At 43.8% G+C, this 23,706-nt stretch carries 20 protein-coding genes; 10 read left to right on the forward strand and 10 right to left on the reverse strand.

What is annotated here, in order from left to right:
- Positions 1 to 34: 34 nt before the first annotated feature.
- The 6 genes from AC3CID_RS20080 to dsdA form a co-directional block, all read right to left on the reverse strand.
- The gene (locus AC3CID_RS20080) at positions 35 to 412 is read right to left on the reverse strand and encodes a VOC family protein (RefSeq protein WP_488527998.1); all 378 of its coding nucleotides are present in this window, start codon (positions 410 to 412) and stop codon (positions 35 to 37) included.
- Between the two features lie 200 nt (positions 413 to 612).
- Positions 613 to 2,661 (reverse strand): M4 family metallopeptidase, encoded by a 2,049-nt coding sequence (locus AC3CID_RS20085; protein ID WP_488527300.1) that lies wholly within the window; start codon positions 2,659 to 2,661, stop codon positions 613 to 615.
- 458 nt (positions 2,662 to 3,119) lie between these two features.
- Positions 3,120 to 3,488, reverse strand: coding sequence for a YbbD-related protein (locus tag AC3CID_RS20090; protein WP_488527301.1), 369 nt, complete (start codon positions 3,486 to 3,488; stop codon positions 3,120 to 3,122).
- 218 nt (positions 3,489 to 3,706) lie between these two features.
- A complete protein-coding gene (trpS, locus tag AC3CID_RS20095) occupies positions 3,707 to 4,771 on the reverse strand; it encodes a tryptophan--tRNA ligase (RefSeq protein WP_488527302.1) in 1,065 nt (354 codons plus the stop codon).
- Positions 4,772 to 5,022: 251 nt separating this feature from the next.
- A complete protein-coding gene (locus tag AC3CID_RS20100) occupies positions 5,023 to 5,823 on the reverse strand; it encodes a hypothetical protein (protein ID WP_488527303.1) in 801 nt (266 codons plus the stop codon).
- A 254-nt stretch (positions 5,824 to 6,077) separates the two neighbouring features.
- Positions 6,078 to 7,409 carry a D-serine ammonia-lyase gene (gene dsdA / locus AC3CID_RS20105; RefSeq protein WP_488527304.1) on the reverse strand — a complete coding sequence of 444 codons (1,332 nt, stop codon included), beginning with the start codon at positions 7,407 to 7,409 and terminating at the stop codon, positions 6,078 to 6,080.
- A 133-nt stretch (positions 7,410 to 7,542) separates the two neighbouring features.
- Here dsdA and AC3CID_RS20110 point away from each other — a divergent pair, with 133 nt between their 5' ends.
- Complete coding sequence (locus tag AC3CID_RS20110; RefSeq protein ID WP_488527305.1) at positions 7,543 to 8,736, forward strand: MFS transporter; 1,194 nt, start codon at positions 7,543 to 7,545, stop codon at positions 8,734 to 8,736.
- Between the two features lie 14 nt (positions 8,737 to 8,750).
- Here AC3CID_RS20110 and AC3CID_RS20115 read toward each other — a convergent pair whose 3' ends face one another.
- A complete protein-coding gene (locus tag AC3CID_RS20115) occupies positions 8,751 to 9,548 on the reverse strand; it encodes a helix-turn-helix transcriptional regulator (RefSeq protein WP_488527306.1) in 798 nt (265 codons plus the stop codon).
- A gap of 97 nt (positions 9,549 to 9,645) precedes the next feature.
- Positions 9,646 to 10,179, reverse strand: a complete 534-nt coding sequence (locus AC3CID_RS20120) for a YbhB/YbcL family Raf kinase inhibitor-like protein (protein ID WP_488527307.1) — start codon at positions 10,177 to 10,179, stop codon at positions 9,646 to 9,648.
- 243 nt (positions 10,180 to 10,422) lie between these two features.
- Between AC3CID_RS20120 and AC3CID_RS20125 the strand changes: the two genes are divergently transcribed.
- The 4 genes from AC3CID_RS20125 (at position 10,423) to AC3CID_RS20140 (ending at position 15,812) form a co-directional block, all read left to right on the forward strand.
- A complete protein-coding gene (locus tag AC3CID_RS20125) occupies positions 10,423 to 11,832 on the forward strand; it encodes an ATP-binding protein (RefSeq protein ID WP_488527308.1) in 1,410 nt (469 codons plus the stop codon).
- A complete protein-coding gene (locus AC3CID_RS20130; RefSeq protein WP_017087069.1) occupies positions 11,810 to 12,457 on the forward strand; it encodes a response regulator transcription factor in 648 nt (215 codons plus the stop codon). The genes AC3CID_RS20125 and AC3CID_RS20130 overlap by 23 nt, the downstream gene beginning before the upstream one ends.
- A complete protein-coding gene (locus AC3CID_RS20135; protein WP_488527309.1) occupies positions 12,457 to 13,275 on the forward strand; it encodes a DUF2861 family protein in 819 nt (272 codons plus the stop codon). Before AC3CID_RS20130 ends, AC3CID_RS20135 begins: the two co-directional genes overlap by 1 nt.
- Positions 13,276 to 13,394: 119 nt before the next feature.
- Positions 13,395 to 15,812: a glycoside hydrolase gene (locus AC3CID_RS20140; RefSeq protein WP_488527310.1), complete on the forward strand. Its 2,418-nt coding sequence runs from the start codon at positions 13,395 to 13,397 to the stop codon at positions 15,810 to 15,812.
- Between the two features lie 71 nt (positions 15,813 to 15,883).
- On the opposite strand, the gene AC3CID_RS20145 is transcribed toward AC3CID_RS20140, so the two are convergent.
- Positions 15,884 to 16,786 (reverse strand): LysR family transcriptional regulator, encoded by a 903-nt coding sequence (locus AC3CID_RS20145; protein ID WP_017092646.1) that lies wholly within the window; start codon positions 16,784 to 16,786, stop codon positions 15,884 to 15,886.
- Between the two features lie 128 nt (positions 16,787 to 16,914).
- Here AC3CID_RS20145 and AC3CID_RS20150 point away from each other — a divergent pair, with 128 nt between their 5' ends.
- From AC3CID_RS20150 to AC3CID_RS20170, 5 genes are all read left to right on the forward strand, one after another.
- A complete protein-coding gene (locus tag AC3CID_RS20150; RefSeq protein ID WP_488527311.1) occupies positions 16,915 to 17,979 on the forward strand; it encodes an HlyD family secretion protein in 1,065 nt (354 codons plus the stop codon).
- Between the two features lie 3 nt (positions 17,980 to 17,982).
- Positions 17,983 to 19,533 carry a DHA2 family efflux MFS transporter permease subunit gene (locus tag AC3CID_RS20155; RefSeq protein WP_488527312.1) on the forward strand — a complete coding sequence of 517 codons (1,551 nt, stop codon included), beginning with the start codon at positions 17,983 to 17,985 and terminating at the stop codon, positions 19,531 to 19,533.
- A gap of 241 nt (positions 19,534 to 19,774) precedes the next feature.
- Positions 19,775 to 21,364, forward strand: a complete 1,590-nt coding sequence (locus tag AC3CID_RS20160; RefSeq protein WP_488527313.1) for a response regulator — start codon at positions 19,775 to 19,777, stop codon at positions 21,362 to 21,364.
- The gene (locus AC3CID_RS20165; protein WP_017079133.1) at positions 21,358 to 21,690 is read left to right on the forward strand and encodes an Hpt domain-containing protein; all 333 of its coding nucleotides are present in this window, start codon (positions 21,358 to 21,360) and stop codon (positions 21,688 to 21,690) included. The genes AC3CID_RS20160 and AC3CID_RS20165 overlap by 7 nt, the downstream gene beginning before the upstream one ends.
- Before the next feature lie 486 nt (positions 21,691 to 22,176).
- Positions 22,177 to 23,073 carry a sigma-70 family RNA polymerase sigma factor gene (locus tag AC3CID_RS20170; RefSeq protein WP_488527314.1) on the forward strand — a complete coding sequence of 299 codons (897 nt, stop codon included), beginning with the start codon at positions 22,177 to 22,179 and terminating at the stop codon, positions 23,071 to 23,073.
- 206 nt (positions 23,074 to 23,279) lie between these two features.
- Here the strand turns inward: AC3CID_RS20170 and AC3CID_RS20175 are convergent, their stop codons facing one another.
- The gene (locus tag AC3CID_RS20175; RefSeq protein ID WP_017079131.1) at positions 23,280 to 23,633 is read right to left on the reverse strand and encodes a hypothetical protein; all 354 of its coding nucleotides are present in this window, start codon (positions 23,631 to 23,633) and stop codon (positions 23,280 to 23,282) included.
- Positions 23,634 to 23,706: the final 73 nt, after the last annotated feature.

Consider the following 23,706-nt stretch of genomic DNA (forward strand, 5'->3'; position numbering starts at 1 on the left):
ATTAAACGGTCTGGTATTTTGCTCTCGCCAACATCTAGTAATTGGATATTTCAATCAGGTTCCCATCAGGGTCTCGAACATAGACAGAAACGATTTTACCCGTTGCACCTGTTCGCGGTACTGGTCCCTCTTCTATCACGACTCCTAGCGCTTGGATATGCTCAATAACATCAATCATGGGCGTATTGGTAATAAAGCAGAGATCGGCACTGCCAGCTTGCACGCACTCAGCCTTTGGCTCGAACTCATTACCTCTTTGATGAAGATTAATCTTTTGATTACCAAACGATAAAGCCAAACGCCCTTCACCGAATTGGATTGGCTTCATACCTAACACGTTTTGATAAAAATCCACCGTCACGGATAAGTCTTTAACGGTTAATACCAAATGGTCCAAATGGCTAATTTCCAATTTAATCATCCTTATCTCGTCGTTACTAAATGTTGAATATTAAATGCTGAATAACGCTAAGTTACATACTCTAACGTTGGATTTGCTAACACAAGATAAGCGTACACCCTCACTTCTCACTTTGAACGAATAAAGGGAGCACAGACTGCGCTCCCTTCTCATCGGTTTTAGCTAACTTAAATCACTTTAAGTCGTTTTAACTAGTCACAAGTACCTTCAAATACCCAGTACCAATAATTGTTGAACGGGTCGGCTCCCCAGTTATCCGCAGACGCTGAGAATCTATTGCCATAATATTGAATTGCTGTGCCTGCGGGGTAATAGTAATTTGGGTTCCACTCTTGAAGGTTATCGCACAAACCTTGTCGTTCTGGCTCTGGCTCTGGTTCTGGTTGTGGCTCAGGTTGAGGAGCTTCTAGGTCAGCACTCACAGCAACATACGCATCCATCGAACCTTGAGTCCCAGAGGCCATCACGTAAATGTCAGCGCCCGTTACACCATTGAGACCACAATATTCTCGGTTGCCTTGATTAGTTGACGCACAATCGTAGTCACTCAGCGTGGCTGGTCGACCGATTGCAACGTACATATCTACTTCACCGTACCCATTATAAGTCTGCACCCATACCTCATCGGCTGGTGTGTTTTTGAGAACGAACTGTTGCTGATCCTCGCCGTCACTCAAGATAGGCGTTGGCATATTGATCTCTAGGTCCACAACGTCTGAAGTTGGTGATGGTAATGGTGGATTAGGCTGACCAGAACCACAGTGTTCTACATCAATGCCTACTTCGTTAAAAGCAATCCTTACCGCAGAGGTTTCATAACCAAGATCTTGGGCCGCTTTGCAGACATCGTCAGCACCTTGTTGGAAATCCGAGTTAGGTGTCCAATAAAGTTGGTTAGCGGTCGCGTAGGCCTCAAAAGCTTTCTTAATTCCCCAGTTATTGCTTGTTGATAAATGGTAGAACGCTTTATTGAAAATGCCTGAACTATGGTGAACATCAATGCCATTGTAGTACTGGTTGACGTGGTCAATAGACACACCATCTTGGCTTGGTTGAATGAAGTAACGCATTGCATCACTATGTTTCATCACATGTTCGCCCATCTTCCAATTGAAGCTACCGTGTACATATTCACTTAATGCTGCTGCTGCCACATCAGAAAAGGATTCATTCATTCCTCCCGACATTCCACGATATTCTAAGCCTGAGTTTTGTTCAGTAAAGCCGTGGCTTACTTCATGGGCGATCACATCCCATGTCGCTAGCGGATACATCGATTGGTTACCATCGCCGAATGTCATTTGACGACCGTCCCAAAATGCGTTCCCATAATTCGAACCATAGTGAACACGCATAGTGAGCTTTTGTTTAATCGGACGTGTATTTAGCCAATCTTGGTACATGTCGAATACACGTTGGCCAAAATAATGAGCGTCATTCATCGGCGCATACGCACCATTCACTGCGCGATAATTGTTAACGTTCACGCCATTATTATCGCTACAGCTAAACTGATGTATCTGCCCAGAGCTTTGCTGATTGTTCATGTTCAGAGTAACGACGTTCTCGCTGTCCATTTGGCAATACGGGTTAACCTGAAAACCGCCATACTGTGTGTTTGAGCCAAAATAATAACGCCCACTTTTTTCGTTACCGCCAGGACCTTCAGCCTCAAGAAAAGCGATGCCTTCCCACTGTTCCAATAGCTCACCAGATTTAGCATCCACAAGCGTAATCGGCCTTGAAGGAGCCATCCCTTTAGTCTGTAAGAAATCAATTTTATAGATGAGCCGAGCAGACTGCTGATCATCAAGCCAAATAACAAGCTCAGTGTGAGGGTCACGGATAGTAGCTGCGGCAATACCTTTGTGTTGTGACTTCGCAATATCAACTGCCTGTTTAGCATTAATCATGGGCAGTGTTGAACCAATATCTGACTCAATACCGGTTAACACTTGGCCATCAACAGCTTTTGTCACACCTTGCTTAGAAAGATCAACGACCACAGATTGTCCATAAACAGGGATTCCATAATGGAGCTGCTTCTTACGTAAAAGTGTTGTTGTATTGGTGTTTACTCGGCTTATATCTTGATAAGACAGTGGTTCACTGGCTACTGTAAGCCCTTGTTTTGTATTATTAAGTACTTTAGACAAGTCAACCTTCGAATAGTCAACAACATTAGCAGCTTGAGAAGTAAACGCTATCGGGAATAGCATTATTAAATGTGCACTACGCATATGTAACCTTTTATAATTATGTTTTACAAATTCACCAACTTGATGAGCGCGTATCTTAACGATAGATATTCCACATATAGAAATAAACCTAGTTGCATACGTGAGCTTAATTCAAAACATAATTACTGGTGCAGGACGAACTGAGACATGCAGTCAAAAAAAGTAAGTGAAATCTGATGGTTAACTGAAGCAATGTAATAAGAAGAACGAGAAAATACGAATTTATCCTCATGTCTTTTATATCCATATACAAAGAACTGAACCCAAAAATTGAACATTATTCGTCGCCTCTTTTGGTTAACGACGACGAAAGCGCAGCGTCGACAAATTCAACGGTTTGAATTCCATGATTACCTTCCGAAGAATAACCATGATGAGTGCTTGCTGGTACTTTGGTGAAACGTGTTATTTATCAACCCATATCAGCAATAAACAGATATAGGTTGGAATTCATTAACTTAGTCTTCACGCTTGTTTAGTGTGTAGTTAACTACACTGTCTTCTCCCACAATGAACACCCAAACATTTTCGCCGTCGACAAAGTGAAATTCACTGGTCGATTCAGTCGGCTTTAGTTTCGCAATAAACTCGGACAATGCTGGCTCGTTGATGATAAAGCGTCCTTTTGAAGTATTCGCATCCAGATCGTTATTCACTTCAATATTCAAAGTAGATTTAGGCAGGATGTCGGGTAACCAACCTCTGTCAAACAAGCGCTCCTCTTTGGCTTGTGCATAAGTCGAGTATTCATCGCTGACTACATCTGAACAACCCGACATTAGGGCCAGAGCCGAAAATAAGACAGGGAGTAAAACGTTAATTTTCATTTAATTACCATTACTTGAAGATAAGGTTTTGAGATCGTGCTTTGCCACATAACCTCAAAGACATTCATAAAAGACATTTTATAAATCAATCGTAATCACCATTCAAATCAATTGACTTTATTTACATCCAAACCAGTCATTGAATACCAAACTCTTGATTGCTAAGTCATCGCGCTTTCACTCTCCCGCCGTTTAGCCTGTGACAGGTGCAGTAAATGCTAGATAATATTCAGACCAAAGACGCCTTTTACATCGAACAATACCTTTTGCGTTCTTTCCCTAGAGACTTCGCTACCATTTCGCAAAATATCGATGAGCTGCGCTTTGTCATCCAGCAACTCAGATCTTCTTTCACGAATAGGACGAAGCATCTCTTGCAGGCACTCTTCCAATACTTTCTTAGTTTGTCCATCGCCTAGCCCACCTCTTTGATAATGCTCTTTTAGCTGACTGACATAGTTAACGTCTGTGTGAAAAGCATCAAGATAAGTGAACACGATGTTCCCTTCTACCTTGCCTGGGTCTTCAATTCGTAGATGGTTTGGGTCGGTATACATGGATTTAACGGCAGCTCTGATCTCTTTTTCTGTTGCACCAAGATTAATGGCGTTGCCCATCGATTTAGACATCTTACTTTTACCATCGGTGCTAGGGAGACGAGATGCATTGCTTAGAAGCGGTCTACATTCATTCAAGATTGGTTTGCCAGCGAGCGAGTTAACCTTTCTTACAATCTCATTGGTTTGTTCTAACATCGGCAGTTGATCATCACCGACAGGCACTAAAGTCGCGTTGAAAGCGGTGATGTCTGCCGCCTGTGAGATGGGATAAGTGAGGAAGCCTGCTGGAATTGAACGTCCAAACTCTTTGTTCTGAATTTCACTTTTGACTGTTGGATTGCGTTCCAAGCGAGCGATAGAAACAAGATTACTGTAGAACATGGTGAGCTCAGCTAACACCGGCAACTGTGATTGAAGACAAATAGTAGTCTTAAGCGGGTCGATACCAACCGCTAGATAGTCAGCGACTACATTGAGAATGTTAGAAGAAACCTTTGAGGAATTATGGGCGTTGTCGGTAAGCCCTTGCATGTCAGCGACCAATATCGTTTGGTTGTGAACATGCTGCAAAGAGACTCTTTGTTTAAGTGAACCGACGTAATGGCCTAAATGCAAAGGCCCAGTTGCTCTATCGCCAGTCAGAATGATTTCAGGCTTGTTGGTATTGTTCTTGCTGCCAGTATGGCCGTTGCTGTCGATATGGCTGTTTGAATTGGTTTTCATGAGGTATCTCCAAGTTAGAAAGGCTACTGGAGATAAAAAGAGGCGACATTTTTTATGACATTCTTAGCTACCGTCCAGCAGCTAAAGAATGTGAGTATTCCGTGCTGCTCTATTGAGAGCACCACCAAAAGAAAATTGAAGTTGAAGCAGAATTAAATTTCATGGTTAAAACCTATCAACAATACAGACGAGCGACAACTGTTATTTACGCGCACCAGGAAAATAGGTCTTAAGATTAACAGGTTATAGGCTTAATCTTTACCGGAACACAGTTCAGTAATTCGGTCACACATGGCTTGATTGACCGTGAAGTGGGTGTTGAGGAATGCTAATTGGGCAAGTGCCGATTCAGCCGTGCGCTCGTAACCTTGTGTAAAGGTTGGTAGCAATTGAGCAAACTTAGGAAAGCGTGCTTCTAGCCTTCTATCCGACATAAATTCATCAACGAATTCAGGCTCAGATTGTTCAGTTTGATCCACAAGATCAATCAAACGATCGAGTGCGTAAGATTGAACGAACCGACTGCCCGACAGCTTTTCGCCTCGGTTATAACGAGACATGCCGACATAAAGATTGGTTAGAGCCTCACCAATGATCCACTCTTGGGAGTTAGTGTGTGCCTCCCCTTTTACTGGTGGAACACAACACTGCGTATCAAATTCAGGTTGCTGCCAAACAATGCGCCCTTCAGCAAATGGAATATGCGCTAACTCATGGGATTCAAACACCGCAAATTCGCAAAATATTCCGTCAGCGTATAAGACTTTATAGCCATCGACGGTGTTTCTCACCGCGTAGTCGATTGGGTGAATATCAGATAGCCAATGCAAGCAGTCTAAGAAATACTGCTTATGCCCCGTTTGTACTATCGCGAAAAAATCGACATCTGAATACTGATCAAGTCGCTCCGTTTCAATACCTACGGAGCCCAATCCCAGTAAAGCATGAGCCTTACCCGATGCTTCCAAAGACTCCCCAATCGCATCTAAACGCTGGAGTAATTTTTCTGGTGTGTTTATGTGTCTTGTCTGCATCACTTTATCCGTTTGCATTGCTAAATCCCTATCAAGTTGAATGCCACTCAACCTAACTGATAGTTAGAACACCTAAGAAGCCTAATTTATAAAATATGTGTTTCGGATAACGATCTGCGCAAGTTATTGTTTGAATAACGACTGGATTTAGGAGTAACAAAGAGTGCGTTCAACCGATAAACAACACTCTTCTATCATGACTTATCTTTTTAAATGCTTATATTTGTAACAGCTAAGCATCAACAAACAGCGAGCTTATAAACGCTTTAGGGCTAAACCGACAATTTTTCCAAGTAAGCGGCCATTTCTTCTTTCGGCACCATGCCTCCGCCAGTTGCCCACACAAGATGCGTTGCATTCGCTAGCGTCGACTCATCAATTTGTAGACGAGCAAGGTATTCGCTATTTTGCTCAACATGAATCACGCCCGGCATGCCCGCGAGTGCTGAAGGCTCTAGTTGAATCCCCTCGGCTTGATTCAGTTCACTTAGTAATTGATACATGTGCTCGTCGGTTAATGTGTAGTAACCATCAAGCAAACGCTCCATCGCACGACCAACAAAGCCAGAAGCACGCCCCACCGCTAAACCGTCTGCAGCAGTTAGATTGTCTATCCCCAGATCTTGCACTGCGATCTCATCATGCAAACCCGAGTGAACACCGAGCAACATGCAAGGCGAATGAGTCGGCTCAGCAAAAATACAGTGCACGTGATCACCAAAAGCCATTTTCAATCCAAATGCGACACCACCGGGGCCACCACCTACTCCACATGGCAAGTAAACAAACAAAGGATGCTGTTCATTAACCACAATCCCCTGTAACTCGAATTGCTGCTTAAGCCTTTCTCCTGCGACAGAGTAACCAAGGAACAGTGTTTGTGAGTTTTCATCATCAATGAAAAAGCATCGAGGATCTTGTTCTGCCTCTTTCCGTCCTTGTTCTACTGCAACGCCATAATCTTGTTGATACTCGACTACGTTAACACCGTGCTCTCGCAGTTTACTTTTCTTCCAAGCTCTCGCGTCTGCCGACATGTGAACAGAGACCGTAAAGCCCAATTTGGCACTCATGATACCGATCGACATACCTAGGTTACCCGTTGAACCTACCGCAATGCTGTATTGTTGGAAGAAGTTACGAAACTCAGGTTCGAGCAACTTACTGTAGTCATCGCTCTCACACAGTAACCCGGCTTCAATCGCAAGCTTCTCAGCATGCGTTAGTACTTCATAAATACCTCCGCGCGCTTTGATTGAACCTGAAATCGGCAAATGGCTGTCTTTCTTCATCATCAAACGCCCTTTTATTGGCTGCTGATAATGAGTTTCTAATGCCAACTTCATTGCAGGGATATCGATAAGCTCAGATTCGATGATGCCATTCGTCACATGAGTTTCAGGAAATGCGTTCGCCAGATAAGGGGCAAACCTTTGTAACCTCAAACTCGCATCATGAATATCTTGCTCGCCCAATCCCACATAAGGTAAACCGCGCTCCAGAGTCGTCACATTTGGGTTAAACCAAACCACTTCTTCCAATGCAATCACTTGTTGAAGTAATGGGAAATTTGAGATGAGTTTATCGATATTCAATTCAGTCATGGGTGACCTTCTCTGGTAAAGCGCGTACTGCGCACATTCAATCATTAGTAAACCTATTTAAACGGTATTTGTGTAATCATTCAATGACCTGTAGGCTAGCTTTTCTTCTCATAAGCGAACAGTAGAACAATCTATGAGCGCCTCTCTTCGTAATAGCATTTTCGTCATGTTAGGGATTCTATTCCTAGCACTTAACCTTCGTGGTCCTTTTACGAGCTTGGCTCCTGTGCTTTCTCAGGTTATGGAAGGCCTCAACCTTACGTCGTCGGCTGCTGGCTTCTTAACAGCTTTGCCACTGTTAACTTTTGCCTTATTCTCACCATTAGTCACCAAGGTATCCGAACGAATTGGTCTAGAACCAAGCTTGCTCTTAGGCTTAGTTTTGATCACTACGGGTATTACACTGCGCTCTTTTGGAGCAATTCCGACGTTATACATCGGCACAGTAATGATTGGACTTGGTATCGCGATTGGTAATGTGTTGTTGCCCGTAGTAGTGAAAACTAGCTTCCCTACTCGTATTGCGACAGTCACTTCTTTGTACATTTTTACGATGGGCATCGGTTCGACGTTAGGCTCAAGTTTGATGGTGCCGTTTTCAAATCTAACCCTATTTACGATCACGGGTTGGCAATTAGCACTGTTAATGAACCTAATATTCCCAATGTTAGCTTTGATGATCTGGTTGCCTAAAATCAGAAAACGCTCTTCTTCATCGACCAATAACAAGCATCAAGAAAAGCCAATTCCGATGAAGAAGATGATCAAGAGTGGCGTTGCATGGCAAGTGACACTAGCTCTTGGGCTTAACTCATTTACCTTCTATTCTTTGGCAGGCTGGCTTCCACAGATCTTGAACGACCTTGGCTACAGCGAAATCGATGCGGGTTATATCTACGGATTTCTACAATTTTCAACTATGGTTCCGGGATTGCTGTTACTGCCGTTCTTAGGTCAAAGCGATAACCAACAATGGCTCATTACGCTTTGTACTTCGAGTGTATTCATTGGATTAATTGGACTGCTGTATTTGCCTGAGTTTGCGATCTTTTGGGTGGGACTCTTTGGATTAGCCAACTGCTCTACGTTTATTATCGCGCTCTCTTTTGTTGGCCTGAGAACATCGAATAGCAGCCAAGCCGCATCGCTGTCGGGTATGGCGCAAGGAATTGGTTATGCTTTAGCAGCAACAGGCCCAACGCTGGTGGGTAAGCTTCATGCTCAAACCGATTCTTGGAGTGTTCCCATTCTGCTGATCGCATCTGTTGCTTTTGCGTGCACGATTTTCGCGGCATTGGCAGCACGAGACAAAAAAGTGAGCGTTTAGGACAAACAGATTAGTTATGGCGTCGCGACTGTATTGCTGACGACAGTTTTGATGTATTCGCTTGGCGACAAACCAAACTTCCCTTTAAAGCGCTGACTAAAACGCCCCTCCGATTGGTAACCGCAAGACTGAGCCAACATCGCCACATTCTGCTGCCCGTTTTGCATTAGATAAAGCGCATGACTCAAGCGAACTTCAGCCAGTACCTCACGATATTGCATACCTTCCAGTTTGAGCTTTCGGATAAGCGTGGCACGGCTCATCGCAAAACGCTCCGCCACCGACTCTAGTGGGTGCTTCTCATCAGGTGAATGTGAAAGGTAATGGCTGAGCTTTTGGCTAAACAAGACGTTGGCACTGGCAAACAATCGATGCAACACACCTTTTTCAGCTAATTGTTGGTATAAGCCCTGCAACCAAAACTGTTGGGTCTCTTTGCTCATGCTCTGTGTATCAAACGAAAACAGCGCGTTGAGTGAGTCTTGTAAGCTTCGGTCCGCTTGTACTGTAGGCAGCCCCAGATCATTCGAGCGTTCCTCACTTAAATCAAGCATCCCTTGAGAAGGTTGGAATTGAAAGCTGAATACTCGCGACAAGAAACGTCCTTTGTGAGGCATATTCTCAAAACTTAATGACGCTGATGCCTCACACAACAGCAGCTCAGAATGTGAGAGTTCTGCCGCTGAATCTTTCCAAAACAGGCGCTTACTGCCTGTAATGATCTGAATGATACTAGGAGATAGAATCCTCACATTACGTAGCTTTTGTAACTGCTCTGCACGAAAGATCGTCACTTGATATTGATGATTCATCTCATCCCCCTTGTTTACTTATTATCAACGACCAGCTATCGCATCAATAACTGGTCGCTTTATTAGCTTGTGTCAATTACTAACGTGTATAAAGCTATTAACGTGTGTAAGTTGTAGTCAGTTTCGCTTTGTCTAGAGCCATGCTGTTCAACGTGAATCCAACCACAGCCGACGGCGTGTTTTCGTCTAGGTTGAGCTTATCCGTTGGCAATGCCCAAACCGTGAACTGGTAGCGGTGCATGCCACCTTTTTCAGGAGGACAAGCGCCACCGAAACCTACCGTTCCATAATCTATGCGGCCTTCTTTGCCACCCATTTTAGAGATGTCGACACCACGAGGTAGCTCGCTCACTGTTGCTGGAATATCAAACACGACCCAGTGCCAGAAACCACTTTCAGTCGGAGCATCTGGATCATAAGCCGTGATTGCAAAGCTTTTGGTTCCTGCTGGAGCATCTTTCCACATCAACTGCGGTGACAAGTTTTCGCCATCACAGCCCCAACTTGAATATTCAAACGTCTTCGCCATTGGGTGACCTTCTTGAATATCATTACTCGTTAATTCGAACGCCTGAGCCGAGCCCGCTGTTAAGATACTAAGTGCCAATACTGATTTAATGAGTGTTTTCATGGTGGTTCCTCTGATTAGGTATGAGCCCAGTATAGTCCCCTCCATCCGTTCAATAATGACAATAAGTACACAATTATCTAGTTTAATTCATTAAAATGATACTTACTGTATTTCCAATTTATTATTTTAAAACATGACCCACTCGACAATTTGTTGTTAAAGGAACACTTGTTGACATTCAGGTTACAAATCACGTCCAAAATTCTTTAGACTCGCCCCACGACTTTTAACGAGAATGATTGGATGCGCAGGTTTACCTTAGCCCTTGGCTTGATCTTTTGGCTCCCAACTCTAGCCAATGCCCAAAGTTTGCAAGACAAGTGGCAAACCCTGTATCAACTGAGCTGGCAATCATCCCCAATCCTAGTATCTCAACAAGAGTTGGCTCAGTATCCGAAAGTTCTGCTTCATGAACGTAGCCGCTATCCTGATTTCAACCAATTCAGTTGGGACGACATCGCAGCGTTAGCGTCAATACAAGATCACTGCCGAACGATTGAAAGCAATAACCCTTCATTAGATGACGCCATCGAGTTTGAGCTCGCTTTGTGTCAGCAACAAGCATTGGATTCCATTTGGTTTGCAGCACACTCCAAACGACACCCTGCAGGTGGCAGTTTTGCTGATCGTTATTTAGTAGCTTACCCAGATGTGAGCGAGCAGATACGCCCATTTTTGAGTCTTACCAACCCTCAGCACCCTTTATATATCAAGCTAGAATCGCTAACCGCTCAAGGCAGAGAAGCACTGCTCAATGGATACCGCGCTTGGCAACAGGACGATGTGCTTTGGTTAAGTGGCGAACAAGGCTGGAAAGCCATTCCCTTAAATGTTTGGCAACCTATTGCAGAGCAGCAAGAGGTGTCTTTGACGGGTGAAACCTGCACTTTTCGTTACAGCAACGTCTGCTTAAGCGAACCTAGCAATGACAATCTGATCATGAAAACGTTGATCTTTACATTGCTGTTAACGTTGCTTTCCGGACTCGGTAGAGTCTTATACCTAAGAACAAAACAACGAAAAGAGAGGCAGTTCGTTTTACAGCTTCTTACTCATGAACTTCGCACGCCCATTACTAGCCTAGGTCTAACCGTCGAAATGTTTAGAAATCGCTACGATGACTTTTCTGATGAAACTCAAAATGCGGTTTGGCGTTTAATATCCGACTATCAAAGGCTCTCTCAGCTCACCGAAAACAGTAAAGTGTATCTAAGTTCGGATCAGTCAGAACCTTTGTTGAAGCAAAACGCTTCATTAGAAGAGTGGCTCGATCATGTATGTGAAAAGCACAATATCGAGTATCAATGTGATTCAAGTGATGCTGAACTTAACCTACCGTATTACTGGCTAACCATCTGCTTAGATAATTTGATAAAGAATGCCAAACAACATGGCAAAGGCAAGGTTTTGGTTAAAGTAGCGCTCGCAGAAAAGTTAACGATTGAAGTTCAAGACGAAGGGCATTTCCCTTCCTTAATACAACGCCTTATTTCACGAGTGACACCGACCACCATTCATAAGCAAGATAACATGGGCATTGGCCTAACTATTGTTGAGCACTTGGTGAAACAAGCGAATGGCCGTCTCATTATTCTTCGTAACCCAACCCGATGTATTTTGGAAATAGCTTATGAACACCCTACTGCTGATTGAAGACGACCATCTACTTGGACAAGGCCTCGTCAGCTTCTTTGAGTCCAATGGTTACCCATGCCTTTGGGCGAAGGATTCAGAGAGTGCCAGTAAGCAATGGTTCCGAGCCGATCTAGTGATACTGGATCGACAACTCGAAGACGGTGACAGCTTGCGACATTTGCCGAATTGGTTACTGCTCAAAGCCCTACCAGTGATTGTGTTAACGGCTAAAGTGGAAGTCCAACAACGCGTAGAAGGCTTAATGGCAGGTGCCAAAGATTACGTCACTAAACCTTTCTCAAACGAGGAGTTGCTTGCTCGAGTCATTACCCAACTTCGTCCGTTAGGTGTGAGCCAACTAAATTACGCCAACATTGAAGTCCGCTTGTCTGAACGAATCGCTTATTTGGATGAAAGCCCGATCACGTTAAAACCTAAAGAGTTCCAGTTATTGGTCTTGTTTGTTCAGAACCAAAGTCGTGTGTTTCATCGTGATGAGTTACTCAATAAGATTTGGGGTTATCAAGCCTTTCCAAGTACCCGAACCGTGGATAATCACATACTGCGCTTGCGCCAGAAGCTGCCAACCCTAAAGATCGAAACACATCGCGGCGTTGGTTACCGCTTAGCTGGGGAATCATAATGAGAGTCACTTCGTTAATCGCATTGATCTGCGCTTTGCCGTTTGCGTGTCACGCCGCTTGGTTTACCAACACGCCATTACAACATACGTATCAATCTCTGCTTGATGAACAACCTCAAGTTGCGTGGCAAGAGCTTCAAATCGCACTCGATCAACAAACACTCGATAGTGAGCTTTGGCTGCCTGTGAAACAAGAGATATTGAGCCAAACTCAATGCGGAACTTCACTAAGACAAGACACTGAGACGAAACATCACATTCAAGTTAGCTTCATTCGACGTTACGGCCTGTCATCGCAAGGTTATCAAATCAAAGTCGCTGCAGAACAACTCAGTGAAGACATGAAAATCCAAACACAACCTATCTCTCTGGTCTCCCCAAGAGGTAAAATCCTTCTCGATGGACAACTCCCTTCTAACAATGAGTATCAAGAGATTGAGACCAGTGAAATGTTTATCAAACCCGAATCTGGTGTTTATCAACTAAGGATAGGTTCGAACCACTATCCTATTGTTGTGGCTTTAGACGACAACAAGCGATGGTTAACACTCGAAAGTAAACTCAGCGAACCACATATCGTGATCACGCCACCGAAGGTGATCGACAACTGCCCTAACGCCAATGTGAGTTGGCAATGGTTCGATGAGAACTACAACCTGTTAGGCTACAAAGTGCCAATCAAGACAGCGCAAGCACCCGTTCCCACAGAAAGCCCACTAGGGACTAATGCCAAACACTTGAGTGCCTCGGTTGAAATGTTTGAATACCAAGGCGCGATTGAAGTCCAATATGTGCAGCGTGTCGCGGTGCCTTTCTAATGGAATGCATTCAGAAGAAGATTAGAACTAGGTAATGCAGAAAATAGAGACATATAGGTGACAAAGCACAAACGCTACTTGGGTGTAATGACCGTACTTACCCTTTACGGAATCTAGATATGCTCAGCGTACGTCACCCACTCAACCTTTCTACTTGTGCCATTGTAGCTTTAACAACAGCTTGTCTGTTTTCATCCAATGCACAAGCGAGCCAAATAACGCTAACCAGTAATAGCAGCGTTAGCGGCAGCAGTATTCGCGACAACGCTAACAGTGCTACCAACAATACCGTCTCTATTTCATCGAATACTTTAGAGATAGATTGGAACGGCTTAAGCGTTAACAGCGGCGCTCTCACCGTTGATAGCCAACCACAGAAAGTGACCAATCTAGTCATTGGTCTTTCCGATAAAACTAACTCAGCAAAGACCGCAACTTGGACCTTAGTACCTAGTGGGATAAACATTGAGGCAGAACTAAATCAAGATCAACTCACTTTTCAGTTCAGCTTCCCTTCCAATATACAGGTGAAACGTAACCAGCCCGTAGAGTTGGCGTGGTTTGATCTTGCAGAACAACAAACTCAGATCCTATTTCTTCCTTTTAGCGAAGGCATGCGTGTACCTACAAATAACAAGCTTTGGGGTAGTTATCTAGTCGACAACCATTCTGGAAGCAACACCACTCAAGACCTAAAGATGCCTTTTTGGACAGCACAACAGAACGACCACTTCATTAGCTACCAGATGATTAATGCAACCAACAATCAACTGCTCTTTTCAGATGCGTCCTCTAATGCTTCCTCAAATACAAAGACAAAAATTGATATGAAGGCATCACACCAATTTACGACGCTCAATCAGTCACAACCTTTTATTGCTCGTATCACCCTTGGAGACTCGTGGTTAGATGGAGCGAAACACTACCGCGATTGGCGCATCGATAATGACCAGTCCGAAACACTTGTAGCAAAGCAAAAGCGCAATCCAGATGTGAGTAAGTTGATCGGCGCGAGCCACGTTTATTTGTTTGGCAAAGATCCACTAAGCGTCCAAGATGTAAGCGACTGGTGGGGATTGAAAAGCTGGTATCTAAAGGGCTCTAAACTCAACGTTTCCAAGGAAGCAAAAAGAGAGCTTTCATCACTCTCCAAGGCTAAAGATTGGTTCAGTCAGTACCACAAACAGTTATTGTTGGATTCTATTAGCCAATCGTTACAGAAGTTACTTCCAGTCGGTACTCCGACACTCGAAAACAACACGATCAAAGCTCAATACGTGGCAGCGCAGAATAAGAAAAATTGGTTGGTTGAACACGCCTCCCCCTACCTAAACTCGTCAGACACTTGGGGACAAGCGTTGTCTTCAGACATGGTAACCAATCTAAATAAGGCAGGCTTAAACAAACTTTGGCTCGGATTTGATAATTGGATGCCAGCATTCTATCAACCTAACGCTGTGGGTCTGGCAAAACAGTCAGGATATCTGGTCGGCACCTATGACTCCTACAACACAGCCATTCCTGCGAAGCTGAACGACAACTGGCTAACCGCTCAATTACCAGAGCCAATGCGTCAAAGTTGTGCCATTGAACTAGCGGATGGCAGCCTAAAAAAAGGGTTTCGAGGTAACGGATTCTATCTTAATCCGAATTGCCATTTAGATTACGTAAAGCAGCGCGCTCAAGACATTATGAAATTCGGCAACTTCAACAGCTTGTTCTTAGATGTTGATGCAACCGCTATGGCACGTGAGGATTACAGCGGCTCTATAGACAGTCATAGCAAGAGTCATAGCAACAGCAATCTCAATGGCGATACAAACGAATCGGATATGCTTTCTGCCTTCAACAACCGAATGCAGTGGCTAAGCGAGCAACCATCGTTAGTATTAGGATCTGAAGACGGCAACAGCCTAACAACAAAAGGCATCGTGTTTGCACACGGCTTAGAAACGGTTGGTTTTGGTTGGACAGATAAAGACATGAAAGAGAACCGCCGTTCTCCCTATTACTTAGGTCGTTGGTACCCAGACCACAAGCCTGACTTCTTCTTTAAACCCGCCGAGGTTAAAGAGCCCTACAAGTCGCTACTGTTTTCGCCACAATATCGAATTCCGTTATACCAAGCCGTTTTCCATGATGAAGTAATCAATACGCACCATTGGCACTCAGACAGCCTTAAGTTCACTAATGTACAAGCAGAACGTGACTTAACCGCGATGCTGTACAACACACCACCGATGGTTCACTTGACCAGAGATGAAGCTTTATCAAGTCCAAGGATCAAAGCACTCAAACGCTATCAAGATGGCTTTGAACCGATGCACGAACAGTTATGGGATAAAGAGTTGGTCGATTTCGACTGGTTAGATAAGAACGGCGATGTTCAACAAACCGAGTTCAGTGACGGGAGTAATATCATAGCCAACTTCTCCAACAAGGCATTTCGTCACAACGGTATCGATATTGCTGCCCTATCGGTCAAAGCTATATTAGTGAATGGACAAGTCGTCGACTGGCAGTCAACTTATCATTAGCTTCGATACGGTTTAGGCAAAGCGATTAATAGGAAGCCTAAGCACTTATTTACCCGCTAAGGTTATCCCCGTTACTTTTGCTTCCTATTTTGAAAGGCAGTCAGTAGATAGTCGATAAAGACCTTTTTACGTTTCGGCATCAACTGCCTGTCTGCATACACTAGGCTTACTGAAACTTCTGGCATCTCATATTCAGGTAACAAACGAATCAGCTTACCTGTCTTGAAGTGTTCCCGACAAATGAATTCAGGAAGCACCGCCAAGCCTAGCCCATCCACACACGCCGTTAGGCATGCCGTGATGGTATTCACCCGCAACTGACACGGTAGATCGATCAAAATCGACTCTCCGCCTTCTAATTGCAAATGCCACTTAGGTAGACGTGCCGCCTTGTTCACCACCTCAATCATCCTAAATGGAGGCTTAAGGTCATCGGGTGAAGAGATTTCACCGAACTGTTCTAAATACTCAGGGCTGGCTACCAATACACGCTTCGATGTTGTGAGGTAGCGAGAAACCAAGCTCGAATCCACCAGCTCACCAATTTGCGCGTAAAGATCGATCCCCTCCGCAATGATGTCGACTTCTCGATTCGACAGTTCTAAGTTCAAAGTCACGTTTGGGTGCTCTTTTAGGAAACTGTGGATGTATGTGGCTAATACTTGATGTCCCAATTCGACAGGCAACACAACATTCAACTGCCCTCGGATCAAATCCTGATTGGCAGAAACCTCTAACTCAGCTTGGTTCATGATCTCTTGCATCTGCATACTCGACTGATAAAAGCGCTCACCCTCTGGCGTTAAAACTAAACTTCGTGTCGAACGAGTGATCAACCTCACACCTAGGTGCTGCTCCAGCTCGTCTAGCTTTCGGCTGACGGTCGACTTGGTCATGTTCAATGCTTCAGCTGCGTGCGTGAAACTCCCACAATCAACAACTTGTGTAAAAACAGTCACAGCATTTAAGTCCATCGTACTTCTCCCAAAGCCCTATTAGTAAGATTTTTGCAACAGTGTTTCCCTTTTTTCCTATCTTATCAATCAATCGAATTCATTTACAATTCGTTACATCTAAATAAAAACAAAATGAGAAATAAAAAATGACAGAGAACAACAACGCTTCGCAATCAGTAAGCACAAAAAAACGTAAAAAAGCCCCGCTTATTGCTACTGCGATCATGCTGTCATTAGGTCTTGCTGGTGCCGGATATTGGTACGGCTATGGCCAATACTTTGAATCTACCGACAATGCCTACCTACAAGGCGACATCACTAATATAAGCCCGAAGGTGTCTGGTTATATTGTTAAGTCTTACGTGAGTGATAACCAATCGGTTAAACAAGGTGACTTGTTGGTTCAAATTGATGATCGTGATTACCAATCTGCACTTGCTCAGGCGAATGCGCATTTAAGCGTCGTTCAATCAAGCGTACACAACCTTATCGCTCAACAAACGTTACAACGTAGCCAAATAAATCAAGCTGAGAGCCGTGTTGATTCTGCACAAGCTGAATACGAGCGTGCAATCCAACAAGTCGTGCGTTCCCGTAGCTTATTAAAGCGTAACTACGCTTCGCAAGATGAAGTCGACAGCATGGTCGCACAACAAAAAGTCACCCAAGCAGAACTTGAAGAAGCAAAAGCAAACCTCGTCGCAAGTAATGATCAACTAATCGTGATTGCGAGTGAAATCGAACAAGCAAACGCATCCGTGACTGAAGCTCAAGCACAAAGAGATCAAGCACAACTTAACCTTGATTACACCAAGGTTTACGCGCCAGCAGATGGCGTGATTGGTAAACGTAGCGTCCGTGAAGGCTTGCTGATTCAAGCAGGCGCGCCATTGATGAGTTTGGTACCAGACAACCAAGTGTGGATTGAAGCTAACTTCAAAGAAACTCAATTAAGCGGCATTCACAAAGGCCAAACCGTAGAAGTCGAACTGGATGCCTTTCCGGGTCAGCCACTTGAAGGCGTGGTAGACAGCTTCTCCCCTGCAACTGGCGCCAAGTTTGCGCTACTGCCACCAGAAAACGCGACCGGTAACTTTACTAAAATCGTTCAACGTGTGCCGGTGAAAATTACCATTCCAGATCAGCAAGAATTGAAAGGTAGACTGCTTCCTGGTTTGTCTGTGGTAGCGACCATCGATAAACGAGGCTAGATCATGAGTAATACTGGTGTTGTCACCCACACTAATGATGATGACGAAGTTTCAAGACGCCATTGGATCGCCCTATTTGGCGGCTTAATTGGTGCGTTTATGGCGATTTTGGATATTCAGATCACCAACTCGTCTCTTAAAGATATTCAAGGTGCGCTGTCTGCCACCTTGGATGAAAGTTCGTGGATCTCTACGTCTTATCTAGTCGCAGAGATGATTGCTATTCCACTCAGTGGTTGGCTTTCTAAAGCACTCGGTAAACGCCGTTATATCACGTGGACGACGGCCATTTTCACCATTTCATCTTTGTTATGTTCGTTCTCTTGGAATATGACCTCGATGATCGTATTCCGCGCGATGCAAGGCTTCAGTGGTGGTGCTTTAATCCCGCTTGCTTTCTCGTTAGTGATTCAGTTATTACCTGTTAACAAACGCGCTGTGGGTATGGCACTGTTTGGCGTAACCGCGACCTTTGCTCCATCGATCGGCCCAACATTTGGTGGTTGGCTGACGGAGAACTTTTCATGGCACTATATTTTCTACATCAATATTCCGCCTGCTTTGCTTGTGATCACCATGATCCGATATGGCTTGGATGATGAAAAGCTCGACCTTGGCACGCTGAAAAAAGCAGACTGGTTTGGTATTGCCACCATGGCGTTAGGGCTAGGTTGTTTGGAAGTGGTACTAGAAGAAGGTAACCGTGAAGAGTGGTTCAGTTCGAGCTTTATTATTGGCTTGAGTATCGTGTCGGCGGTGAGTTTGGTTTACTTTGTGATAAACGAACTCCAACACAAAAAGCCATTGGTTAACCTGCGGCTATTGCGGGATGGGCAGTTTGCTATGTCTTGTATCGCCTATTTGATTTTGGGGATGGCGTTGCTTGGCTCTATCTATGTGCTGCCGATGTATCTCACTCAAATTCAGCAATATAACGCGATGGAAATTGGTGAAGTGCTAATGTGGATGGGTTTCCCACAACTTCTGATATTCCCAATTGTCCCCAAGCTAACACAGATCATTAAGCCTAAGTACTTGGTTACCTTTGGCTTCGCGATGTTCGGTTTCAGTTGTTACGTAAATACACACATGACAATCGATTTTGGTGGGCAACAGCTGATTTTATCTATGGTTCTGCGTGCTATTGGTAGCCCATTTATTATGGTTCCGTTGTCTTTGGTTGCCATGAAAAACATCAGCAAAATAGACACGCCAGACGCATCAACGTTAACCAACGTGATGCGAAACTTAGGGGGCGCTTTCAGCATCGCGATTATCGCTACGCTATTGGATAACAAAACCCGTGAGCACTTGGCACACATCAAGGAGTCGTTACCTTCTGTGAGTCAACTTGGTTGGCAGACGCTTGAGCAACAACAAGCGTTTTTCATTCAGTCAGGAAGTGATTCCGCAACGGCGATGCAACAAGCGCAAGCAAGCTTACTTGGTACAATGCAACGTGACGCTGCCATCATGGCTTACAACGATGTGTTCTTAATGATGACGGCGTTCTTGGCTCTAGCGGCAGTATTGATTTTGAACATGCGTGATTAGCGCTAGTTTTTTAGTAAGAAAACAGAGAGGTAAGCTTATCGGCTTACCTCTTTTTTATTTCTAAAACACGGATAACCCCACAAAAATAAGGTAAACGTAACCTGCGTTTTAAGGCTTTCATAAATGTTATCGAATACTCTTTAATTACCAATAGTTTATTGAGTGTTTGTATGTGATATAGGCACCTTGACAATGTGCAACCTGACACCTAAATTAAACATAACATTTGGTATTGAGGAAAATGGATTTGACCTTACCAACAGACCTGCGGGTTTTGATTGTCGACGACTCTAAGAGCGCAACAATACTTATTAAGCAGCAACTCTCGAGCATGGGCATTTCACATGATTGCATCTTTATTGCGACCGATTATCGACAAGCCATCAAGGCGGTCGAGACGCACTCATTTCATGTACTCCTCATTGACTACCACTTAGAGCAATCCTTCACGGGGTTTGAGCTTTTGGGGATCCTCTATCGAAACAGGCTCATCGATCATACAGTCGCCACGATTCTTGTTTCTGGGGATATGCGTCAGGAAACCGTATTGACTGCCCTTTCCGGCGAAGCACATCACTTTGTTTCTAAACCGATCAATACTCAATCTTTAGGCAAGAAGATTCAAAGTGCTGTGTCCGTTTCGAAGAAACTCACCCAACTGAATGATTTATATCCGATCACTAATCTGGAACGATTGACACAAGCGTTAGCGATCTCCCCCAATGGCAATAGCGTTCAGTTTGAAGCGACGTTGATTGAACACTTAATTGGAGGCAAAGAATGGGATTTGCTTTCAAGCACAATCAACAACTCGAACACGAAAATGCACCCGACCAAATTAGTCGCAGAGGCATTAATTCTAGACAGCTTGGGGAAACCGAACCTAGCAATAGAAAAGCTCCACAATTACCTGATTGCTCAGCCGTTGTCATTAAACGTTATTGATTGTTTAAGCTGCATTTATGAAAAACATAATATGTTACTGCCCGCGCTTAAACTGGCCATAAGAGCGTTTGAAATGACGCCTAGCATCAGTCACCGTGCGATAAGAGCAATCGACTTGGCAGAAAACGTCGACAACACCCTGATGCTTATCAAGCTTGGTGAGATGTACGCGACGCATATATCGTCTGCCGACATTGATATTATTCATTCCATTGGCGCTCACTTCAGTTCACTAAAGGCGACCTACCAACGTGAGACACAATTAAAGTACAAACGTATTCTGCTGGAACATGCTAATCAATTCACAGAGTTGGTAAATCTCAAACTTCCGGTAAAACAACAGCAACAAGTTCTGGCCAGCCTTGCCCTATTTCAAAGTAATATTTTACTCATTGAGAACAGCCCTCAAGTTGCTCACAAGAAAGTGATTCGAGCCTCGACACTGTTAGCAAATAACTTTTACAACCAACCCACTCACTTATTGCTTCAATTGCTGCCTCTTCTGACTTACTTTGGCGAGTACTCCCTGTACCACTTAGTTGCAGAGTGCTTAAAAGCTCGAGGTGAGACAATAAACCATCAACTCGAATCAAAAGATGTAGACCCTTCTACTTGTGTAAATATCGAAAATTCCGATTCCATCCAAGAACTAAAGGACTACATTCACAATTACCCATATTCAATTGCGGCGAAACTTGACTATATATATGCCGTCCATAAAGCTCATATAGAAGAAAACCTTATACACGAATACTTGAAACAGCTCGCGCAGCTAGAGCTTCCACCAAGATGGAGCCAATGGCTCAGTGATTCATTAAGATCTGGTTTTTCTACTAAGCCGCCCAGCCCATTTTCAACATACAGCCGACAGGAGTCTATATGCTAGATTTTGATGCCCTAAATGCCTACTTAGATAATGACAAAGAAGTGATTTTCGCTGTGTTGTCTGTGTATCAAGAAGACCATGGCAATTCATTAGAAGAGATACAAGAACTGGTACAGCAACAGGATTGGGGCAAGCTTCATTTTACCGTGCACACATTAAAAGGCATATTAGCCAGCTTCGGCGAAGAAACCGCCACCGTGGCCTTAGAAAGAGTCGAGCAAAACACACTTAATAAGCTTGCACCTCAAGATGATGATCTTTCTGTTATCTACAGCGAAATGAAGATCATCAACAAACAAATCGATGAGGTGCTCAGCACTTATTAGTCAATTCACTGAGCTTTTAGTATTCCGTAACAGCTTTTAGTCTTCAGTAATAACTTTTTGTCTTCACTAATCGGTTTTCTAGTTTTACGCAGCAAACAATGTCAGCTGAACAGGTTAAAGAGCTGAGGTACTTTGGCAACATGGAACCTCGACTCTTGCCACGTTCTCCTCATTTTCCCTATCAATTATATAGCCGCCCGCTCCTATAAATTCACTCGGTTTATCTACATACGCCAATGCATAACACATACTTTATAAGCTATGCATGTTCATGTTTCCTATGAAAAACCGACACGTTCGATGAGATGTAAAATGGTTAAATACTTGTAGATCTTTTTGTGACGTAAGTATACGAAATTGCATTTTATTTATTGGTAAAGAAGAAACTGTTATCTACACTCTAATGAAACCAAGCGTTAATCACTTGGTGGCATAATAATAAAATAAAAAAATAAAACGTTCAGTCGGCTAAAAAAGGACAAGGAAATGAACAATGACAGTTTTGCTGCGTTTCAGGGGTTCACGGATGACACACCCATTAAAGAATCATTTTCTACCACTGCAGAACCTTATGCTCACTATCTAAAGGATATTGTGGGGATTGATCTGCTGTCGCGTGAAGATGAGGTGTATTACGCAAAATTGAATCGCGCGGGTGACAAGCAAGCACGTGACATCATGATCGAATCAAACCTGCGACTTGTTGTAAAAGTCGCAAAAAGTTACCTAAAACGTAAAGGCAACAACTTCACGCTGCTCGACCTGATCGAGGAAGGTAACATCGGCTTAATCAAAGCAATCGATAAATACGACCCCGAACCCGGTTATCGCTTTTCGACTTACGCCGTATGGTGGATTCGAGAGAATATTGAAGCAGCATTGATGAACAAAGGTCGTACTGTCCGATTGCCCGCCCACGTATGCAAAGAAATAAACAGCCTCGCGTCCAAGAAGCTCGATGTAAGTAAAAAAATGAGTAAAGAGATTTCTATTTCAGAGTTGTCAGACAGCTCTGGCGTTAAGGCAAAACGTGTCGACCAACTCGTGGCGCTTAGCGGGTTTATTGACGTGACAACAACGGTTGGTATCAGCCACGCACCGATAGTACTTGAACAGTGTGAAAGTGAGTATATCCCTGACCCGCAAAAAGATTGTGAAGATCAGTCTTTTACCCAAGCTCTAGAGCAAATCATAAACACACTGCCACCCAAATTACAGAAGGTTCTCATTCACCGTTTTGGATTCTTTGATAACAAGGTGAAAACACTGTCTGAGGTGGGACAAATGCAAGATGTAAATGTTTCTAATGAGCGTGTTAGACAAATGCAGAAAGAAGCAGTCGAGAGAATTCAAAAACGACTCAAATTTGATGGTTGGGTGTAAGCCATAACCCTGCTTAGAAGTGGGTGAAAATAACGTTAAGCCGAAACAGCAACGTAAGTAAAAGAAATAACCTTAAGGGTGAGCCTCAAAGCTTGCCCTTTTTGTTTGCCTGTTTTGTTTACCTGATTCGCTAGAAAAACAAAAAGATCGTAAGAACACGAACCGTAAGTCGTTAATGGCTAATGGCTAATGGCAACAGCATTAACTTACCTTAGAGAAGTGACTCGCTCACTGCGTAAAATGAGATAATTGATGTAAGTGGTTTCAAGGCAATCTTGTTCCCACACAGATAAAATCCGTTTGGCCGCAAAATAATAATCTTTGTTTCTCAACAGCATCCCAACGGTGCCGCTGAGCTTTTCAAATCGAACGTGATCGCTCGCAGAGATGTAGTCATCTTCACTTTCAATAATGGGCGCTAAACCATCAGCAAACCAATTATTCAATATTTCTCGCATCTCTAATTCAGACTCAGGCACGTCCACACTAGACAACTCTCGATGTTGAGGTGGTGGCACGATGTACTTCGACGCTTGCGGTGAACTGACATAACGATACATGTCGTCCCTCCTTTCTAACTAACTCTTCTAATAATTAAGGACATTTTTATCTGTTCTCAAGTTTATTTAGCGA

The sequence above is a fragment of the Vibrio sp. QJM3NY_21 genome, from assembly GCF_057785975.1.

What these genes read in the sequence shown, in the direction of transcription:
- AC3CID_RS20085 (WP_488527300.1), bottom strand. Translation starts at nt 2,661, where the DNA reads ATGCGTAGTGCACATTTAATAATGCTATTCCCGATAGCGTTTACTTCT.
- AC3CID_RS20090 (WP_488527301.1), bottom strand. Translation starts at nt 3,488, where the DNA reads ATGAAAATTAACGTTTTACTCCCTGTCTTATTTTCGGCTCTGGCCCTA.
- trpS (WP_488527302.1), bottom strand. Translation starts at nt 4,771, where the DNA reads ATGAAAACCAATTCAAACAGCCATATCGACAGCAACGGCCATACTGGC.
- AC3CID_RS20100 (WP_488527303.1), bottom strand. Translation starts at nt 5,823, where the DNA reads ATGCAAACGGATAAAGTGATGCAGACAAGACACATAAACACACCAGAA.
- dsdA (WP_488527304.1), bottom strand. Translation starts at nt 7,409, where the DNA reads ATGACTGAATTGAATATCGATAAACTCATCTCAAATTTCCCATTACTT.
- AC3CID_RS20110 (WP_488527305.1), top strand. Translation starts at nt 7,543, where the DNA reads ATGAGCGCCTCTCTTCGTAATAGCATTTTCGTCATGTTAGGGATTCTA.
- AC3CID_RS20115 (WP_488527306.1), bottom strand. Translation starts at nt 9,548, where the DNA reads ATGAATCATCAATATCAAGTGACGATCTTTCGTGCAGAGCAGTTACAA.
- AC3CID_RS20120 (WP_488527307.1), bottom strand. Translation starts at nt 10,179, where the DNA reads ATGAAAACACTCATTAAATCAGTATTGGCACTTAGTATCTTAACAGCG.
- AC3CID_RS20125 (WP_488527308.1), top strand. Translation starts at nt 10,423, where the DNA reads ATGCGCAGGTTTACCTTAGCCCTTGGCTTGATCTTTTGGCTCCCAACT.
- AC3CID_RS20130 (WP_017087069.1), top strand. Translation starts at nt 11,810, where the DNA reads ATGAACACCCTACTGCTGATTGAAGACGACCATCTACTTGGACAAGGC.
- AC3CID_RS20135 (WP_488527309.1), top strand. Translation starts at nt 12,457, where the DNA reads ATGAGAGTCACTTCGTTAATCGCATTGATCTGCGCTTTGCCGTTTGCG.
- AC3CID_RS20140 (WP_488527310.1), top strand. Translation starts at nt 13,395, where the DNA reads ATGCTCAGCGTACGTCACCCACTCAACCTTTCTACTTGTGCCATTGTA.
- AC3CID_RS20145 (WP_017092646.1), bottom strand. Translation starts at nt 16,786, where the DNA reads ATGGACTTAAATGCTGTGACTGTTTTTACACAAGTTGTTGATTGTGGG.
- AC3CID_RS20150 (WP_488527311.1), top strand. Translation starts at nt 16,915, where the DNA reads ATGACAGAGAACAACAACGCTTCGCAATCAGTAAGCACAAAAAAACGT.
- AC3CID_RS20155 (WP_488527312.1), top strand. Translation starts at nt 17,983, where the DNA reads ATGAGTAATACTGGTGTTGTCACCCACACTAATGATGATGACGAAGTT.
- AC3CID_RS20160 (WP_488527313.1), top strand. Translation starts at nt 19,775, where the DNA reads ATGGATTTGACCTTACCAACAGACCTGCGGGTTTTGATTGTCGACGAC.
- AC3CID_RS20165 (WP_017079133.1), top strand. Translation starts at nt 21,358, where the DNA reads ATGCTAGATTTTGATGCCCTAAATGCCTACTTAGATAATGACAAAGAA.
- AC3CID_RS20170 (WP_488527314.1), top strand. Translation starts at nt 22,177, where the DNA reads ATGAACAATGACAGTTTTGCTGCGTTTCAGGGGTTCACGGATGACACA.
- AC3CID_RS20175 (WP_017079131.1), bottom strand. Translation starts at nt 23,633, where the DNA reads ATGTATCGTTATGTCAGTTCACCGCAAGCGTCGAAGTACATCGTGCCA.